Origin of the sequence: Cellvibrio sp. pealriver (assembly GCF_001183545.1) — a bacterium.
In the GTDB taxonomy this organism is placed as follows: Bacteria; Pseudomonadota; Gammaproteobacteria; order Pseudomonadales; family Cellvibrionaceae; genus Cellvibrio.
On the sequence record NZ_KQ236688.1, the window covers coordinates 3368966 to 3387936 of the forward strand.

An 18971-nucleotide genomic window follows, 5' to 3' on the forward strand; every position below is an offset into this window, starting at 1 on the left:
AAAGTCTTGACGACGGGAGGGGGATTACAGCGGATGTTGTTTTCTAAACTCCGCTGCCGACATTCCCGTATAGCGTTTAAAAAACCGATGAAATGACGATTTACTGTTAAATCCTGACTCCAACAAAATATCCAGTATCGTCATAGTGGAACATTGGGGGTCAAGCAACATTTGCTTGGCCTTATTTACCCTGTACTCATTCACAAATTCAAAGAAATTGGTGTTGAACTCTTTGTTAATAATGTTCGATACCTCGCGGTAATGAATACCCACCTGCCGCGCAAAATCTTCAATATTCAAATTCTGTTTTAAATACAACTGATGCTTTTCCATAGTGTTGCGGATGCGCGCAATTGCCTCCGGCGATATTTCTACTGCTACTGCAACTTCTTTTTCTTTGGGCTTGTCTTTGGTCTCTAACAGTTGATGTGCATACAACAAGCTGTAAACAAAGAGCGCGTTAACCAACAAAAAGGTAATGTAATTATCAAAAATACCGAAACTGTCGGCGATGGAGAAACTCACGGTTTGCCCCAGCAGATGAACCACCAGCGACCACAACCAATTCAGCGCAAACCCCAAGGTCAACAACAACAGCCAATAAGGCCCCTGCAAACTCAAGCTGGAATAAAATTCTTTTAATTGTTGTTTGTAACGATAAATTTCCAAGGCTGCAGCAAAGGCATAGACCACAGGCAAGAATTTTAAATAGTGCCATACAAAACCGGTGAGCCTGAGGGTAAGATCTGTGTGGCTATTGGGTAAATAACGCAATCTATCACTGTCCAAACCGCCCAATAAAATCCAACCTAATAGCACGAACAAATGCAATAAATGCATGCTGTCTTTTAAACGCAACGAAAAATTCGCGCGCGTGATAGACACCACATACAGATATAAATAAATACTTTTGCCTACCACCGCGGTCACCAACCCCAGCGACAACATCATCTTTGCCAATCCGCTATCCAAACCAATGTAATCATTCCACAGCCATAAATTACACAGCGCACTTGCACCCACGCACACAAAAAAACCCGACAACAGATGTGAAGCAATCGCTTTTTGCTTGGATAGCAACCACTGAAAAATGACCAACAGCACACAGACAGCGAGTGTGAGCAGCAGAATCAGATCATGGATATTGAAGATAGGGGTTTTCATGGTTGGTTTGAGTCTTTTTATAGTGGTTTTATTAGTAGATAGAAAAATTTTAGCAGAGAGATACGTCAGCGTTTTGAAATTGGTTGCATATCACTCAGTGATCACGCCAACCCAACACAATAATTGCCATGCCCAACAGCGCCACACTGGCACCTACCCAATCGTAAACCGAGAGTTTTACACCATCGACAAAATACAACCAGAGCAATGCGACGGCGACATACACACCACCATACGCCGCATAAACACGGCCACTTGCGGCGGGGTGCAAAGTAAGCAGCCACACAAATAGCGCGAGGCTTGCTGCGGCAGGCAATAGCAACAAAATAGAGCCGCCTTTTCGCAACCACAGGTAAGGTAAAAAGCAGCCGATAATTTCAGCCAGCGCAGTGGCGACAAATAACAAGGTTGTTTTGAGCATAGAATTTTCCAAAAAACTGGCGCGCCCATAACATTAATGGGCGAGTGCATCGATAATGCTGCAATCGGGTGCTTTAGCGTTAGGGCAACAACTCCGGCAACCTCCCGCTAATTCCCGTAAACTTTTTTCCATTAATTGCAGCTGTGTAATTTTCTGTTGTATGTCTGCCACATTATTTTCAACCAATTGCAACGCATCGTCACAAGAGCGGGTGTTATTTTCCGAGAGACTTAATAACTCGCGGGTTTTTTCCAAACTGAAACCCAACTGGCGCGCTTTCACAATAAACTGCAAACGCTTTTGTTGCGTTAGGTTATATAACCGGTGACCGCCCTCAGTGCGGTGGGGTTTATCCAACAATCCCAAACGCTCGTAATAGCGGATGGTTTCTATGGGGCAACCGGTTGTGCGCGACAACTCACCAATACCCAACATATTTATTCCCTCATAAAGTACTTGAATCTGTAGCAGCTCCAGATTTTAACCTTATCACTTCGCAATCACACATTTAAATTGGGCGGAGTTGTTATGAATAAATCAAAAGCATGGTTAGTGTTTGGCACTGCCTTGGCATGTATCGGCTGCTGCGCAATACCAGCCTATATTGTGTTTAGCGGTATATCGGCTGCCGGTATTGCTGCTGCAATCTGGTCACCGCAATTACTGGAGTTAGTTCTCTGTCTCTTACCGCTTTTGGTGCTCGGCTGGGTGTATGCCCGCTACACAAAGCGCCAACGCTGCTGTGACAACCCTGCCAAATGCTGTGGTTCCAACCAGTGCCGCAGCCCTACTGATCCAACCAACAAAACCTAACCATAACAAGTAACGCTTGCCTGAATATACGTTTTTTCATATATTCAAATAAACATATATTCAGGCATCGCGATTATGTCCCTTTTCACCCCCGATTCACTCTGCAAAACCCTCGCAGACCCAACGCGCGCGCGCATTGCACTGTTGGTTGCGCGTGAAAAAGAGCTGTGCGTCTGTGAACTCACCTGCGCGCTCGATGAAATCCAACCGAAAATTTCCCGTCACCTGGCACTTTTGCGCGAATCCGGTTTGCTTGCTGATCGCCGCAAAGGGCAGTGGGTGTATTACCGCTTGCATCCGGAATTACCGGCATGGGTTACCAAAACCTTGAAAACGCTACTGGATGCCAACCATGAGTGGCTAGAGGAAAATCACCAGCGCTTGTGCGCGATGGAAGACCGCCCAAACCGCTGTTGTTAATAATCAAATTATTGTGAGCGCGAACATGAAAAAAATCAGAATCGGTATTAATGGCTTTGGCCGTATCGGTCGTTTGGCATTGCGTGCGAGTTGGCAATGGCCGGAATTTGAATTTGTGCAAATCAATGACCCTGCGGGTGATGCCGCGACTTTCGCGCATTTATTAAAATTCGATTCAGTGCAAGGTCAGTGGGCACCTGAAACCAGTGCAGATGACAATGCGATTATTATTGACGGAAAATCGATTAAATTTACGCGCAATAAAACTATTGCTGAAACCGACTGGAGTGGATGTGATTTGGTGATTGAAGCCAGCGGCAAAATGCGCGAGGTGAAATTACTGCAGGCTTATTTGGATCAAGGTGTAAAACGTGTTGTTGTGAGCGCGCCGGTTAAAGAAGCGGGTGTGTTAAATGTAGTGATGGGTGTTAATCAACATTTATTTGATGCAGCGATACACCGCATAGTGACAGCCGCGTCTTGCACCACTAATTGTTTAGCACCGGTGGTAAAAGTGATTCATGAGCAACTCGGCATTCAGCACGGTGCCATCACTACCATTCACGATTTAACCAATACCCAATCGATTTTGGATCAACCCCACAAAGATTTGCGCCGCGCGCGTGCATCCCACTCCAATTTAATTCCTACTTCAACCGGTTCAGCCACCGCAATTGCAGAAATATTTCCCGAATTGCGCGGCAAATTAAATGGCCACGCGGTGCGTGTTCCGCTTGCTACTGGTTCACTGACTGACTGTGTATTTGAAGTAAAGCGCGCAACCAGCGTAGAGGAAGTAAACGCGCTGTTAAAAACAGCGAGTGAAACTTATTTGAAAGATATTTTGGGTTATGAAACACGGCCATTGGTGTCCAGCGATTTTTGTGGCAATCCACTGTCATCCATTGTGGATGCGCTCTCTACTATGGTGGTGAATGGCAGCCTGGTAAAAATTTATGCCTGGTATGACAACGAATGGGGTTATGCCAATCGCACGGCGGAATTGGCAAAACTGGTGGGATTGGGGGATTAAATAATTTTTTCTTGGTATTGAACATTGTCTGTTGGGCATCGCTGCGCTCAGCGCCAACCTACGGAGCACCTTGTAGATAATATGAGTCAATCATCGGCCATAAAACAATACGCCATCGTCACCGGCAATTATTGGGCATTTACCCTTACCGACGGTGCGCTACGCATGTTGGTGGTATTGCATTTCCATCAGCTGGGTTACAGCCCGCTGCAAATTGCGGCGCTGTTTTTGTTTTATGAAATATTTGGTGTGGTGACGAATTTACTGGGCGGTTATTTGGGGGCGCGTATTGGCCTTAACCGCACCATGAATATCGGCTTGGGTTTGCAGGTAATTGCGCTGGCCATGCTGGCGGTGCCAAGTCAGTGGTTAACCATTCCGCTGGTGATGGCAGCGCAAGCGTTATCGGGAATCGCAAAAGATTTAAATAAAATGAGCGCGAAAAGTGCAATCAAACAATTGTTGCCGGGCGAGCAACAGGGGCGATTGTTTAAGTGGGTGGCGCTACTCACCGGTTCTAAAAATGCGTTAAAAGGCGTGGGCTTTTTTCTTGGCGGCGCACTGCTGGCACTGATGGGTTTTAAAGCAGCGGTACTGGCCATGGCAGCGGTGTTGGCGCTGGTATGGATTGCAAGTATGTTTGCGCTACAGCAGGATTTAGGTAAAGCCAAAAACAAACCCAAATTTTCTGAACTCTTTTCCAAAAGCCGCGCGATTAATTATTTATCCGCTGCACGTTTATTTTTATTTGGCGCGCGCGACATTTGGTTTGTCGTGGCATTACCGGTTTTTTTATCCAGTCAATTGCAGTGGAATTTTTGGCAGACCGGCGGGTTTTTAGCGAGTTGGGTAATTGGTTACGGCATAGTGCAATCTGCCGCGCCTTTTTTACTGCGCACTAAAACCGGCAATCCACCGACAGGTCAGAGCGCTTTTATCTGGGCATTAATACTTACGCTAGTCACCGCGAGTTTGGCTTTTTTATTAACGACCGAATTGTCAGCCACAATAGTATTAATCGGAGGCTTGATTGTATTTGGTATTGTGTTTGCGCTTAATTCGTCGGTGCATTCTTATTTAATTGTGAGTTACGCCAAAAGTGATGGTGTATCGCTGGATGTAGGTTTTTATTACATGGCCAATGCGCTGGGGCGTTTGATAGGTACACTTTTGTCAGGCTGGGTTTATCAAGTGGCGGGCTTGGTCGCTTGTTTGTGGGTAGCGGCGCTGTTTATCGGCATAACCACATTGATTTCCATCGCACTGCCACGCAATAGTCAATAACGTTTTTTCCTCTCAATCCATTCGGGTGCGCTATGAATCGTGATAATCCTTGTGATTGCAGTTCAGCGGCGGAATTATTAAATCGCGCCTGTTTTTGCAAAACTCTCCAGCGCGAGCAATTATTGGCAAGCCTGCAAGCCCAGGCATTGCCCGCAGAAGTGTTGCAGCATGAGGCGCAATTGTTTTCCAATACCGCAACCTTTATTTCACCCGCGCAGTGGCAGCAGTTACAAAATCTGGTGCAAGCGGTGATGCGTGTTACTGCGCTGCCAGCGTATCGGCAGCGGGTATTAAACAATGCACCCGCTCTTGCACAGCGGCCATCGCCCACGGCGGGTGTATTTATGGGTTTTGATTTTCACATGAGTGATGCTGGCCCGCAGATTATTGAAATCAATACCAACGCCGGTGGTGCGTTTTTAAATGCGGCGCTACTGAGCGCGCAAACTGCCTGCTGCAATGCCGCTGGTGCCTTGCCAGTATTATTGCAACCGCAGTTGGATGCAGAATTTGTTGCTATGTTTAAACAGGAGTGGCAACTCGCGCGCGGCACGCAACCATTGCGCTGCATTGCCATAGTGGATGAAAACCCCAGCGCGCAATTTTTGTATCCGGAATTTTTATTGGCGCAAAGCCTATTTGAGCGCGCCGGTATCAAAACCCTGATTGTCGATCCGCGTGAATTGCAGTTGCAGAATGGGCAATTGTTTTTCCAGCAACAAATCATTGATTTGGTGTACAACCGTCTAACCGATTTTTCCCTCGCGCAAGCACACAACCAAATACTGCGCACCGCATACGAACAAGATGCCGCAGTGCTCACACCCAATCCATATCACCACGCGCTTTATGCGGATAAACGCAATTTGGTATTGCTGAGCGATAGCAAAACATTGAATGACCTTGGTGCAACGCTTGAGGATATAAACACACTGGTCGCGGGAATTCCGCACACCCAATTAGTCAGCGCCGATAACGCCAGTGAATTGTGGAATGCACGCAAACAATTATTTTTTAAACCTGCCACCGGCTATGGCAGTAAAGCGGCTTATCGCGGTGACAAACTTACCCAGCGGGTGTGGCAAGAAATTTTGCAGAATGATTATGTCGCCCAACAACAAGTACCACCCAGCGAGCGCGGCATTTTAGTGGACGATGAAAAAACCTCACTCAAAATGGATATTCGCGCCTACGTTTACGCTGGCAACATTCAATTACTCGCCGCGCGTTTATATCAGGGGCAAACAACAAATTTCCGCACCCAGGGCGGCGGTTTTGCACCGGTGTTTGTGGCGGGTTAAGGCTTATCGATTGTAAAAAAAGGCGCACTCTGGAATGAGTGCGCAAATGGCTACGGACTTAAACACCAAATAAAATCAGTTAATTGCTCAGTACTGATTTGTTAGCGCGCTTATCTTTTTTATCGCGTCGTTTATCTTTCAATGATCTTTGTGGTTCTTTTTTAGTTTTCTCTTTAGACATACTGTGTACTCCTGATTACCAACAATTAATTTTCAATACGGATCACACGAAATAACGCTGTGCGCGAGAATATTTTTATCTCTATTACATCACCTGGCCTACGGCCAATCAGTTGCCGCCCCAGAGGTGAAAAACAGGATATAAACCCTTTATCGGGATCGCTGTCGCGTGGATTTGTGAGCACTAATGTAAAAATGTTTTTTTCCTGTACATCAAACAATGTCACTTTATGTCCGATAGTTACCCGGCATGTGTTCGTGTCTGTACATGCAGTGCTTTGCTCCAAATTAGTAAACAACGTCGATAATTCAGCTGCGTTTAGACTCATGCTCCAGGGCAGGTGCAAATAGTGTTGACGAGCACAATCGCCCAGTCGTTTTTTCAAACGATTGAAGTATTGGGGTGACAATTTATTTCTCCAGCACAATAAAATAACGGCTCAAAACAAAATTGTTTTAAGTGGATTTAATCAACCAGAAATAAAAACGAAAAATAGCCGAGCGTATTTACCGCTCGATTAGAGGGGAAAGGCGAGAGAAACTCTTTTAAGGATAAAACGCAGTAAGGAAAACATAATAGGCGCTTTAATATTAATGATTGGGATGATTCAATCATAACCCCAATAAAATTTAAGTCAACCGCGTTTCCAGCCATTGCTTGATGACTGATAAAACATCAAATAATTTTCATTAAAGTAATGTCCAGGATTTATTTTTCAAACTAAAAAATTGTTTCCACCGCCAACACATGCGTTATTAAATTCCCATCCCAATAAAACTGATAATGCCCCGCTTGAATCGCCGGTGGTGTTAACGCTTTTGGGCGCAAAGCCGCAATGCATTCACCACCGGCATGGCGAACTGATTGATACAAGATCCCCATTTCGTTTTGCGCTTTTAATTGTCGCCCTATGGCTTGGGCGTAAGCGAAACTATCGGGGTTGTGCACCTGTGCATCTGCGCGAAGATCGACTAATTCTGTATGCACTTCGCAGGTATAACAGCGCAGGGTGAGCATTTGTGGGGGCTCATTGGTCGCTTGTAAAAAGCGTGCGCGGCTGAAGCGCGATTCCGCCAGCGCGGTTTCCAAATTTAAACCGGCGTAGTAAATGCCGAAGCGGCCATCGGTAAAACGGCTGGGAATTCCTGTGTGGGTGAAGGCCGCCATAATCGCAGTGGTGCCTGGGCCGGTCACCCGGTCTTCGGGGGCGACCAAGCTAATGTTGCCCGCTTGATCTTGCAGGCGATCATTGGTCAGGCTTTCGAGTGCATAAGCGGCTTCAAGCTCGGTGGGGTCGAGCAGGTTTTCAAACAGGGCGATGGGTGGGAAGTGGCTGGGGATCAGGCGATAGGTATTGCTGTGAACTTCCTTGTGGGTTGTCGATTTTGCCATCAAACATAAACCTCACCGCGCCAGCCATCCAAATAGCGGCGCACATCCACCAAATCCACCACACGGCCAGCCAGCATTCGCTCCAGTGCTGAGGCACCGCCGAAATCGCGGTTGGGTTTGCGCACCCAGTTTTTCCACTGTGCGGGGTCAGCAAAGAGTAGCTGTACCGCCTTGTAGATACCGGCAAGATAAGACAGGCGTTCCAAGGTATCTTTGCCCAGCTTGATAGGCTCGCCCGTTGCCAGCTTTTGCCGCCAATTGTGCAGCGTCGTGCGGGTACCAAGCCCGGCGAGGGTGCAGCGTTGCTCGTCGGTGAGGCTCCATTCTTCGGCGATGCCAAAAAACAATTTCACAGCTACACGGCTCATCTGTGCCTCATCTACCGCCGGTAGCGGTTGGGATTTGCTCATTGCTGTTAGCTCCTGATTTTCTACAGTCTCTTTCACTATATGTTCAAAAGTGAACAATATCAAACAATATATTTCAAAATGAACAATTTAGAATCTTCTTGTTGTCTATATCCGGGAACGTCATACACAACAATAACCCCCCCCAGCGACACATGTATCACTGGGGATTTATCGCTGGGAATGATTAGAAAGGCTTGCAGGAGGAATCGAAAAGCAGCGAGCGGTTAACTCGCTACTTTGAAGAACGACATTAATTGTTGCAGGTGTTGCGATTGGTCATTGGTCTGTTCGGCCGTAGCGGCAAGCTCTTCGGCGGCGGCAGCGTTTTGTTGGGTGGCGGCATTGATTTGGCTCATGGCCACATTTACCTCCGACAAACCGCTGGACTGTTCGGTTGAGCTGGCGGAAATTTCCTGTACCAAATCCGAGGTCTTGGTAATTGCCGGGACCATATCGCCCAAGAGTTGGCCTGCGTGTTCTACCAGCTCCACATTACTGTTGGTCAGTGCGTCAATTTCCTGCGCTGCTACACGGCTGCGTTCGGCCAGCTTGCGCACTTCGCTCGCCACTACGGCAAAACCACGGCCGTGTTCACCCGCACGCCCCGCTTCAATAGCCGCGTTCAACGCGAGCAAATTAGTCTGGTAGGCGATGTCATCAATGATCGCTACTTTTTCAGCAACCAAACGCATGGCATCTACCGTTTGGGTCACTATAGTGCCGCCTTCTTTTGCTTGTAACGCCGCTTTGGATGCTATGCCGTTAGTGACTTTTGCGTTGTCGGAATTTTGCGCCACAGAACTGGAAATTTGCTCAAGCGTGGCAGAAATTTGCTCCACACTGCTGGCTTGTTCCGTCGTCGATTGGCTCAAACTTTGGGTAGTTGCGGATACCTGTGCCGAGGCGCTGGAGAGTGCATCCGAGGTGTTGAGAATATCGGTCACGGTTTGCGACAAGCGCTCCATAGAATCATTCATCGCCATCAATAACTGGCCGAATTCATCGCGGCGCGGATCCCGGTTGCGGAAGCTAAGATCGCCCTCCGCCAGTTGGCGCACCGCAGTAGCGACGGTTTGCAACGGTGTCGTGATGCTGCGGAACAACATAACCGAAAGAACAACGGCCAAAAGAATGCCAATCGCACCGGTGATAATCATTGCAATTGAGGTACTGCGGAAATTGGCGACTGCGGATTCGTGTTTCTCGGTAAGGATTTGCTCCAGGCGCTCCTGCATCAAATCCAGTTGGTTGCGCATCGCCTCAAAATCGTCGGCTGCTTTACCAGTGCTTAACTGCAAAGCCGCCGCACGCGAAGCCTGGTCGCCCTGTTTTACCAACGCAATGACTTCATCCGTGGATGCCTCCCAGGTATCGCGCAGGCTGGCATAGAGTTTCATTTGCTCGCGTAATTTGTCGTCATCCATCAGGCTGAAAAACTGATCGACACGGTCGCGCGCCTGCTGTTTATTTTCCGCGTGTTCTTCCAGCAAGGTTGTGATTTTGTCACTTGCCGGATCTGTTGCGATAAGCGTTCGCTCTGCCACCAGCGCTTGCTGGAGATCCCGATCCGAGGAATAAAGAGTACTGGTGCCCGGCACAAAATTACTCAGGATGAGCTTGGTGGTGCTATGTTCCTGATGAAAGGCATAGGCGACAAAGACCAGCAGTGCCACAAAGGTGAGAGTCACCAGTGCAAAACCGCCACCTAAACGTTTGGATACCGAAATATTCACTAGCATAAATTGCCTCCATTCTCGCGATCGGCTAATAGCAGGTCGATTGTTATCATCGTAGATAGACTTTTACCCTAGCTCCAAAACAGTGCTTCTTCCAGTTTAGGGGGCATTCAGCCTAGTCAGCGCTGGCCGTCTTGGCTATGCTTGCGTACTTGTTCAGCAGCCCGATAGCGCCTGTAACCTATGTCCAAACGCTCCCATCATCTTGCCTTTTTGGCTTTTAGCTTCTGGCTGCTCAGCAGCTGGGCGGGGGCACATGGGCATTTTTGCTTTGATGGGCAGGAACCACCGATTTCGGTGCATATGCATTTGGATGGCCATGAGGTGCACGACCATCACCCGGATGAAGTCCATCAAGATGCCGATATAGAACTGGGTACCTCGGTGCTGGCCAAGCTGGGCAAGATCGATTTAGGTCTGGTTCTGCTCGCGGCAGTGGCGCTGGGCTTGTTAGTCTTGCCCGCGCGCTTTGGCATAGGTTTCTATCAACCATCTCCTCTTTCTCTCCCGCTCTACACACGGCCGCCGTTGCGCGCGCCGCCTTTCGCTGCCTGATTCTTTCCTCACATGCTGCACTTGCAGCTTTAAATCGGTTACTTGCGCCTAAAAAGCGCGAAAAAGGCAGGAAATGCAATGAAAATCCGTTTATCTGCACTGGTATTTGTCGCCAGTGCTGTCTGTGCACCTGTGCAGGCCCAAAACACTATTAACGCTCAAGACATTGTTAGCTCTCAGGACACGCTCAGCTTGCAGCAAGCACTGAACGCGAGCTTGCTGCATAACCCGCACTTGGCGGGTTATCAATTTCGCCGCGCGGCCTTGGCAGGCGAGCACACCACTGCGGCCTTGCGGCCAGAACTGCGCCTGCAGGGCGAGCTGGAGAACGTTGCGGGTTCGGGTGAGTTATCGGGTGTGGATGGCGCTGAATTTACGCTGTCGTTCACCTCCATCATTGAACTGGGCAACCAGCGCGATGCGCGTCTTGGCGTGGTGACTGCACGCCAGCAACAGCTGGCAACCGAGCAGCGCGTGGCAGTGCTGGATCTGGTCGCGGCGGTGAATTATCGCTTTATCGCACTGCTCGCCGCGCAGGAACAGGTGCGTTTGGAAGAAGACGCGCAGCGGCTGGCGGAGCAGTTAGTCGATAGCCTGACCAAGCGCGTCAAGGCAGGCAGCACCCCACAAGCTGAGTTAATGCGCGCCCGCGCGGCACTAGCGCGCACTGCAATCGCGCTGGAAAAGTCGCGTCAGCAAGCCCAGCAGGAAGCCCTGCAATTAAGTGCTTACTGGGCTGACCCCATGCCGGACTTCACCCGCGCCAGCGGTGATTTGTTTGCACTGACTAACCCACAAACCCTTGCCGAATGGCAAACACGCCTGGCACAGAACCCGGACGTGGCACTTTTGGGCGATGAAACCCGCCTGCGCGCGGCTGAACTGCGCAAAGCAGAAGCAGAGGGCAAACCGGCCTTGGGCTGGAATGCCGGAGTGCGCCAATTGCAGGCATCAAATGACACAGCGTTAGTGCTCGGCCTCAGTGTTCCATTGGCGAGCGGTAAACGCGCCAGCGGGGCGATACAGACCGCTCGCGCCGAGCAAAATGCCGCTCAATTTGCCGAAGATAGCATCAGATCACAGCTTGAAACTCGCTTGAATCAAACCTTTGCTGCCCATCAACAAGCTTGGAGCGAAGCGCAGAGCCTGCGCGACCAGATTTTACCGCTGATGCAAGAGGCCAGCCGCGCGACCGCCAACGCCTTTGAACAGGGGCGCTATAGCTCGCTGGAACTGGCCATGGCACAGCGCGAACTGCTCGATGCCCGTGCCGAACTCATCAGCGCCGCCCTGCGCGCCCATCAAACCCGCATTGAACTGGAGCGTCTGACCGCGTCCGCGCCCGTTCCCTCAACCCAATCAGGGGAGACAGCCCAATGAATAGTTTTATCCGCACCCTTTTATTAATTGCGAGCCTCGGCCTCTCGGCCCAGCTGTTCGCCTCTGGCGATCACGATCATGGCCACGATGAGCACGACGAGCATCACCCCGAAGAACCTGCAAAGGGCAGCCATAATGGCCGCCTGTTGGAAGACGGCGACTTTGTGGTCGAGTTGGCGATTGTTGAACAGGGCATACCACCCGAATACCGCGCCTGGGCAAGTGTTGATGGCAAACCCATCGAGCCGGACGATTGGCAATTAGAGGTGGAACTCACCCGTTTGGGTGGCGAGGTCAATCGCTTTGCGTTCAAACCCGAACAGGATTTCCTGCGCGGGCAGGGCGTAGTGGAGGAGCCGCATTCGTTTGATGTCAAAGTCACTGCGCGTTATCAAAACCAACGCCATGAATGGACTTATCCCTCCTACGAAGGGCGCATCGCGATGAAGGCAGATATTGCTGCAGCATCCGCTATTACCACCGCCATCGCCAGTGAAGGCGTACTGCAAGAACGCATCAAGCTCTACGGCAATATCGTGGCCGACCCGCTACGGCTGAGCCATATTCAAGCGCGTTATCCCGGCCTGATCCGCAGCGTCAAACCCAGCATCGGTATGCGCGTAAAAGCGGGCGAGGTGATTGCTACGGTGGAGTCCAACGAAAGCCTGCGCGAATATCCGCTGCTGTCGCCCATCGATGGCACAGTGGTGGAGCGCCACGCCAATGCCGGCGAATTTACGGCCGACCGCGTGCTGTTCAGCATCCTCGATGAGCGCGTGCTTGAACTGCATCTGCAAGCCTTTCCCACCGATGCCGCCAAGGTCAAAAACGGCCAGGCGATTGTGATCAACGCCAACGGGCAGCAGGCGCAGACCAACATTGAATACATCACCCCACGCCACGGCGATACCCCCACGCTGGAAGTCCATGCGCCGGTGGATAACAGCAGCGGCCAGTGGGTGCCTAACCAAGCGGTTGAGGGCTGGGTAAGTGTGGCCGATACACCCGTGGCGCTGCGAATTGAAAATCGCGCGTTGCAAAGTTTCCGCGATTGGCAGGTGGTGTTTATTAAAGTTGGTGACACCTATGAGATTCGCCCACTCGAACTCGGGCGCAGCGATGGTACCTACACCGAAGTGCTCGCTGGCCTGAACGCGGGCGATGAATACGTGGTGGAAAACGCTTACATCCTCAAAGCCGACCTGGAGAAATCCGGGGCGAGCCACGACCACTAAGCGCAGGAGAATCAAATAATGATTGATGCAATCCTGCGCACCGCCATCGCACGGCGCTGGTTAGTGCTGGCCGCTGTGGGTTTTCTCATCGGCTTGGGCATGTGGAATTACCAGCGCCTGCCAATTGATGCAGTGCCCGACATCACCAACGTGCAAGTACAAATTAATACCGAAGCGCCCGGCTATTCGCCGCTGGAAACCGAACAGCGCATCACTTACCCGGTAGAAACCGCACTCGCCGGTTTGCCCAAACTCGCCTACACCCGTTCGATTTCGCGTTACGGTTTATCGCAAGTCACGGTGGTATTTGAAGAGGGAACGGATATTTATTTTGCGCGCAATTTAATTAGCGAGCGCATCGCGCAAATCAAATCCGCGCTGCCGGAAAATATTTCGCCGGTCATGGGGCCCATCGCCACCGGCCTCGGCGAAATTTTTATGTATACGCTCGAAGCAACCTCTTCATCAAAAGAAGGTCCTGAAACCTTTAACGCGATGCAATTGCGGGAGCTGCAGGATTGGGTGATCCGCCCGCAATTAATGCAAGTCAAAGGTGTGGTGGAAATTAACGCGATTGGCGGTTACACGCGGCAGTATCACATCACACCCGATCCGGTGAAATTATTGCAATGGCAATTGGGTTTTGACGATCTGATTAATGCACTCAATGCCAACAACAATAATCGCGGTGCCGGTTATATCGAGCGTAACGGCCAGCAATTATTGGTACGCACCCAAGGCCAACTTGAAAGCATTGCGGATATTGAAAACGTCATTGTGAGCAACCGCACCGGCGTAAAAGTGCGCATTCGCGATCTGGCGCAGGTTGCGATTGGCAAAGAATTGCGCACCGGCGCGGCCACGCAAAACGGGCGTGAAATTGTGCTGGGCACCGCGATGATGTTGATGGGCGAAAACTCGCGCACTGTTGCGCGCGCACTCGCGGCCAAACTGGAAGACATTAATCGCTCACTGCCCGAAGGCGTTACCGCAACCGCAGTTTACGACCGCACCACACTGGTCGATAAAACTATCGCTACCGTGCAAAAAAATTTGCTCGAAGGCGCGCTGCTGGTGATCGCGGTTTTATTTTTATTGCTCGGTAATTTACGCGCGGCGCTGATCACCGCCGCAGTGATTCCCATCACCATGTTGATGACCATTACCGGCATGGTGGAAGCGGGCGTATCGGCCAACTTGATGAGTTTGGGTGCGCTGGATTTTGGTTTGATTGTGGATGGTGCAGTGATAATTGTAGAGAACTGTATCCGCCGCTTAGGCGAAGCACAGCGCAGCAGTTCACTCTCGCTCAAAGAGCGATTACAACTCGCCTATGAAGCCACCAATGAAGTCATCCGCCCGAGTTTATTTGGTGTAGGGATTATCACGCTGGTGTACTTGCCGATTTTTACGCTCACCGGTGTGGAAGGAAAAATGTTCCACCCAATGGCAATCACTGTTGTCATCGCATTAACAGCAGCATTGATATTGTCGATCACTTTTGTACCTGCCGCTATCGCACTGTTGATGAACGGAAAAATTGCCGACCATGAAAGCCGTGCAATGCGCTGGTTAAAAGGTCGCTATCAACCATTGTTGGTTGCAGCGCTGGATTGTAAAGCGATTATTCTTGGCAGTGCGCTGGTGTTGGTGATCGGCTGTGTATGGCTCGCCACGCGTTTGGGCTCGGAATTTATCCCGCAATTGGACGAAGGCGATATCGCACTGCACGCGCTGCGTATTCCCGGTACCGGTTTGGAGCAAGCAGTGGCAATGCAAAGTGTGCTTGAAGCGCGCATCAAACAATTTCCGGAAGTGGATAACGTGTTTGCCAAAATCGGCACTGCCGATGTCGCAACCGACCCTATGCCGCCATCAGTTGCCGATAATTATGTGATCCTCAAACCGCGCGACCAATGGCCAAATCCCAAACGCAGTAAACAGGATCTGGTCGATGCAATTGAACAATCGGTGCGCGAATTGCCCGGCAACAATTACGAATTCACCCAACCGATTCAAATGCGTTTTAACGAATTGATTTCCGGTGTGCGTTCAGATTTAGGGATTAAAGTGATCGGCGATGATCTCAATCAATTGCAAACATCGGCCGCTGAAATTTTGGAAGTTGTCGAAAAAATTCCCGGCGCTGCTGATGCGCGTATGGAACAAGTCACCGGTTTGCCGGTGCTCACCATCACACCCAAACGCCAGCAATTAGCAGCTTATGGTTTGACGGTGAATGAAGTGCAGGATTTTGTGGCAAGTGCGGTTGCAGGGGAAAGTGCTGGTGTGATGTACGAAGGTGACCGACGCTTTGAAATCCTTGTGCGCCTGCCCGAACATTTGCGCACCGATGTTCTTGCATTGGAACGCTTGCCGGTTCCTATTAGCGGTGAGCCGTATTTTGTGCCGCTCAATGAAATTGCGCACATCGAACTCATACCCGCGCCCAACCAAATCAGTCGCGAAAATGGCAAACGCCAGATCATCGTTACTGCCAATGTGCGCGGCCGCGATTTGGGATCATTTGTGCGCGAGGTGCAAACGCAAATTACCACGCAAGTGAAATTGCCAAGCGGTTATTGGCTGGATTATGGCGGCACTTTTGAACAGCTCGAATCCGCCAGCAAACGTTTAGCGATTGTTGTTCCACTAACATTGTTAATGGTTATCGTACTATTGGTAATGGCTTTCGGTTCACTAAAAGATGCGCTGATTATTTTCACCGGCGTACCTCTCGCACTCACCGGCGGCGTACTCGCACTCTGGCTGCGCGACATGCCGTTATCGATGAGTGCAGGCGTGGGTTTTATTGCACTCTCCGGTATTGCCGTCTTGAATGGTTTGGTCATGCTCGCGTTTATCCGCCAGCTCTATCACGAATCCGGCGATTTAATTCACGCGATTATCGAAGGTGCGTTAACACGCTTGCGCCCGGTATTAATGACTGCGTTAGTGGCGAGTTTAGGTTTTGTCCCTATGGCATTTAATGTAGGGATTGGTGCAGAAGTACAACGGCCGTTAGCGACGGTGGTAATTGGCGGGATTATTTCATCGACATTATTAACGCTGGTGGTGTTACCGATTCTTTATTTACTGGGTCATTCTAATATTGCTTCTACAAAAACATCGCTTACATCAACAAAACATCCGGAGACACTATGAGTTGGATTATTACCAAATATTTAATCACTGCAGCATTGGTGGTTTTGATTTCTGAAGTTGCCAAGCGCAGTGACAAACTCGGTGGTTTAATTGCCGCCTTACCGATGGTAACTTTGCTAACGCTGATTTGGTTGTATGTAGAAAATCAATCAACGGAGAAAATCGCCAACCACGCCTGGTATACCTTTTGGTACGTAGTACCAACTCTACCGATGTTTTTATTTTTCCCAATGCTGCTCAATCGTTTTGGTTTTTGGATGGCACTGGGAATGTCAGCCATTATTACCATCGTCAGCTTTGTCTTGTTTGCACTGGTTGTAAAACGTTTTGGAGTCGAACTTTGGTAAGTAAGGCATAACGACGTTGTCGGTTGGGGTGAGCTTGCACAACCCAACCGACACACGTAGACCTGTGAGCAGGTTTTACTTTTTATCGTAAAAACGAAAAGCTTTTACTGATACAGCATTTCAATCACTTTCCCTGCAACTCTGCCTTCTTTTTTCAATTGCCCATTAGCGACATTGGAAAGAAAAATGTAGCTAATCTGGTCTTCCGGTAAACGTAAAATATCCGAGTGAAAACCGTATATTTGACCTGGGTGACCTATGGTTGGTTTTCCTGAAATATCTTCAATTCCCAAACCATAGCCATAGCCCACAAACGGCACAAAGCCATTGGTAAATTTATGCGGGGTAGTCGCTTCTGTGTAATGGGCTTTATTTAACAGCTTTCCGTTATGGAGCGCTTCATTCCAAATAAATAAATCATTTACCGTCGTGTATAAAGCCGCTGCGCCATTCCATGTCGTCATATTCACATTGATTGCGCGAACCGGCTTTCCATCTTTCATAATGTAGCCAATCGCACTGTGAGGATAGTTGGTGTGATTATCGTAAAGCCCGGAATTTTTCATGCCTAACGGATCAAACAAATTTTTCTGCATATAAATTGCAAGCGGCATGTTTGATACTTTTTCGACAATCAGCCCTAACATAAAATAGCCGTTACCCGAATAAGCCCATTTTTCTCCTGGCTCAAAAAAGAGATCATGTTTTTTGATGTAGCCCAGATGCACATCAGGAGCAACGGCTTGATCTAACGGAAACGGAAATTCTTCGTCTTTTTGATGATCCCAAATACCAGACGTATGGTTAAGCAAATGCCTTATGGTAATTTTTTCGCCTTGGGAAAAATCAGGAAAATACTTCATCAAGCGGTCATCCAACGACAGCTTTCCCTGTTCAGCTAATTGCAAAATAGAAACTGCAGTAAATTGCTTGGTAATGGAAGCAGCTCTAAATTTTGTATCAGTATCATTCGGCACTTTATTTTCTACATCCGCTAGTCCCACCGCACCTTGGGCAATTACTTTTCCATCCTTTGCAACCAAGTAAGAAAAGCCTGGTGAATGTTCATCAGACAGTGATTGAAAATATGCTGATATCTGCTCAGCGTTATATTTTTCCTGTGTGTTTGCGTCTGCCATAGGAATAGCCGGTTGACTAGCACAACCGGTCAATAGCGAAATTGAGAGCAATGCAGCAATAACCGAGTTAATAAGTTCTAATCTTTTCATTCAGACTTCATCCCTACTTTATTAAATACAACAAATCAATTGCTTAACTTTAACCATGTCTTACCGCGAAGGAGCCAAAGGGCTACACCAACCCTAAATGGAAAAGCCGGCAGTGTGCCGGCTTTTCGATATATTGACTCTGCTTAACACTATTGGCGACGGCGCGCCAAGTTCAATCCCAACAAGCCCAAGGCAAATAGCATCACACTATTGGCTTCAGGAACGCTAGCGGGCAGAGCTTTTACCAACATAGTGGAATAGAGAATATCAGGGTTGTTGCGGTATGAATCTAAATTCACGTTGCGGCCATAAACATCTACATAATCACCGCTCGTATTGAAGTTCATAAAGTTAACATAGCTCAAGGAGCCAGTAGAATCGGCAAAAAAACCTCTAGAAAAGCAATAAGAGGAATTCAAAATATTGCAGCCCATACTATCGAATGTAGTTTCATGTACCGATTGATAGGTTGGATAGGTAACGTCGTCATCGTAGCGGGCATAATAGTTACCTGATACATACTCGGCATCGAAATCTGAACCCTTGCCTGAAAAAGCGTTATGCCAAAGATTCAGTACCTGTGCTTCTGTCGCCAGGCTCCAGCCGATCCAAGTGGTGCTTAACTCATCCACTACCTGGTCATAGCTGAGGTTATTGTTAATACCGAAATCCATCCACTCCAAACCGGTATCTGTATCGATAAAACTGTTATTAGAAGTATCGATAATGCCTGCATGGCTGAATTGTGCAGCCAAGGCCAAGAGAGTCGCGCAGGCACCTGCAAAAAAAAATTTCATAGAGTTAGTCCTGTAACGGGTAATTTAGTCAAAAAACTGGAAAATATGGCAGCGGCGGGATAATACACAATAAGTGCTAGTGCTTCTAATGACATTTTGTGTTTTGCT

At 49.0% G+C, this 18971-nt stretch carries 19 protein-coding genes; 10 read left to right on the top strand and 9 right to left on the bottom strand.

The features are described from left to right. Window positions 1-24: 24 nt before the first annotated feature. The 3 genes from VC28_RS14660 to VC28_RS14670 form a co-directional block, all read right to left on the bottom strand. The gene (locus tag VC28_RS14660) at window positions 25-1164 is read right to left on the bottom strand and encodes a helix-turn-helix domain-containing protein (protein ID WP_049631297.1); all 1140 of its coding nucleotides are present in this window, start codon (window positions 1162-1164) and stop codon (window positions 25-27) included. 94 nt (window positions 1165-1258) lie between these two features. Continuing rightward, window positions 1259-1585 carry a YnfA family protein gene (locus tag VC28_RS14665; protein WP_049631298.1) on the bottom strand — a complete coding sequence of 109 codons (327 nt, stop codon included), beginning with the start codon at window positions 1583-1585 and terminating at the stop codon, window positions 1259-1261. Window positions 1586-1618: 33 nt separating this feature from the next. Beyond that, window positions 1619-2020, bottom strand: a complete 402-nt coding sequence (locus VC28_RS14670; protein ID WP_049631299.1) for a MerR family transcriptional regulator — start codon at window positions 2018-2020, stop codon at window positions 1619-1621. Window positions 2021-2113: 93 nt separating this feature from the next. Between VC28_RS14670 and VC28_RS14675 the strand changes: the two genes are divergently transcribed. The 5 genes from VC28_RS14675 (at window position 2114) to VC28_RS14695 (ending at window position 6436) form a co-directional block, all read left to right on the top strand. After that, complete coding sequence (locus VC28_RS14675; RefSeq protein WP_049631300.1) at window positions 2114-2398, top strand: hypothetical protein; 285 nt, start codon at window positions 2114-2116, stop codon at window positions 2396-2398. Window positions 2399-2473: 75 nt separating this feature from the next. Beyond that, entirely contained in the window at window positions 2474-2818 is a 345-nt protein-coding gene (locus VC28_RS14680) for a metalloregulator ArsR/SmtB family transcription factor (protein WP_049631301.1), read from the top strand. A 25-nt stretch (window positions 2819-2843) separates the two neighbouring features. Beyond that, window positions 2844-3851: an ArsJ-associated glyceraldehyde-3-phosphate dehydrogenase gene (locus VC28_RS14685; protein WP_049631302.1), complete on the top strand. Its 1008-nt coding sequence runs from the start codon at window positions 2844-2846 to the stop codon at window positions 3849-3851. 81 nt (window positions 3852-3932) lie between these two features. Then, window positions 3933-5135, top strand: coding sequence for an organoarsenical effux MFS transporter ArsJ (arsJ, locus tag VC28_RS14690; RefSeq protein ID WP_049631303.1), 1203 nt, complete (start codon window positions 3933-3935; stop codon window positions 5133-5135). Window positions 5136-5167: 32 nt separating this feature from the next. Next, window positions 5168-6436, top strand: coding sequence for a hypothetical protein (locus VC28_RS14695; RefSeq protein ID WP_049631304.1), 1269 nt, complete (start codon window positions 5168-5170; stop codon window positions 6434-6436). 206 nt (window positions 6437-6642) lie between these two features. Here VC28_RS14695 and VC28_RS14700 read toward each other — a convergent pair whose 3' ends face one another. From VC28_RS14700 to VC28_RS14715, 4 genes are all read right to left on the bottom strand, one after another. Further along, on the bottom strand, window positions 6643-7026 hold the full coding sequence (locus VC28_RS14700) for a GreA/GreB family elongation factor (protein ID WP_197085538.1): 384 nt from the start codon (window positions 7024-7026) through the stop codon (window positions 6643-6645). Window positions 7027-7337: 311 nt separating this feature from the next. Then, on the bottom strand, window positions 7338-8009 hold the full coding sequence (locus VC28_RS14705; protein WP_049631305.1) for an RES family NAD+ phosphorylase: 672 nt from the start codon (window positions 8007-8009) through the stop codon (window positions 7338-7340). Then, window positions 8009-8419 carry an MbcA/ParS/Xre antitoxin family protein gene (locus VC28_RS14710; RefSeq protein ID WP_049631306.1) on the bottom strand — a complete coding sequence of 137 codons (411 nt, stop codon included), beginning with the start codon at window positions 8417-8419 and terminating at the stop codon, window positions 8009-8011. The genes VC28_RS14705 and VC28_RS14710 overlap by 1 nt, the downstream gene beginning before the upstream one ends. A 224-nt stretch (window positions 8420-8643) precedes the next feature. Then, window positions 8644-10158, bottom strand: coding sequence for a methyl-accepting chemotaxis protein (locus VC28_RS14715; protein ID WP_049631307.1), 1515 nt, complete (start codon window positions 10156-10158; stop codon window positions 8644-8646). A gap of 180 nt (window positions 10159-10338) precedes the next feature. Here VC28_RS14715 and VC28_RS14720 point away from each other — a divergent pair, with 180 nt between their 5' ends. From VC28_RS14720 to VC28_RS14740, 5 genes are all read left to right on the top strand, one after another. Beyond that, a complete protein-coding gene (locus tag VC28_RS14720) occupies window positions 10339-10710 on the top strand; it encodes a hypothetical protein (RefSeq protein WP_049631308.1) in 372 nt (123 codons plus the stop codon). Window positions 10711-10788: 78 nt separating this feature from the next. Continuing rightward, on the top strand, window positions 10789-12090 hold the full coding sequence (locus VC28_RS14725) for a TolC family protein (protein WP_053094211.1): 1302 nt from the start codon (window positions 10789-10791) through the stop codon (window positions 12088-12090). After that, window positions 12087-13325, top strand: coding sequence for an efflux RND transporter periplasmic adaptor subunit (locus VC28_RS14730; protein WP_049631309.1), 1239 nt, complete (start codon window positions 12087-12089; stop codon window positions 13323-13325). The genes VC28_RS14725 and VC28_RS14730 overlap by 4 nt, the downstream gene beginning before the upstream one ends. Window positions 13326-13343: 18 nt before the next feature. Continuing rightward, entirely contained in the window at window positions 13344-16490 is a 3147-nt protein-coding gene (locus VC28_RS14735; RefSeq protein WP_049631310.1) for an efflux RND transporter permease subunit, read from the top strand. After that, window positions 16487-16837, top strand: a complete 351-nt coding sequence (locus VC28_RS14740; RefSeq protein ID WP_049631311.1) for a DUF3147 family protein — start codon at window positions 16487-16489, stop codon at window positions 16835-16837. Before VC28_RS14735 ends, VC28_RS14740 begins: the two co-directional genes overlap by 4 nt. 104 nt (window positions 16838-16941) lie before the next feature. Here VC28_RS14740 and VC28_RS14745 read toward each other — a convergent pair whose 3' ends face one another. Together VC28_RS14745 and VC28_RS14750 are read right to left on the bottom strand one after the other, a co-directional pair. Beyond that, the gene (locus VC28_RS14745) at window positions 16942-18066 is read right to left on the bottom strand and encodes a serine hydrolase domain-containing protein (protein WP_049631312.1); all 1125 of its coding nucleotides are present in this window, start codon (window positions 18064-18066) and stop codon (window positions 16942-16944) included. Between the two features lie 149 nt (window positions 18067-18215). Next, entirely contained in the window at window positions 18216-18863 is a 648-nt protein-coding gene (locus VC28_RS14750; RefSeq protein ID WP_049631313.1) for a PEP-CTERM sorting domain-containing protein, read from the bottom strand. Between the last annotated feature and the right edge of the window lie 108 nt (window positions 18864-18971).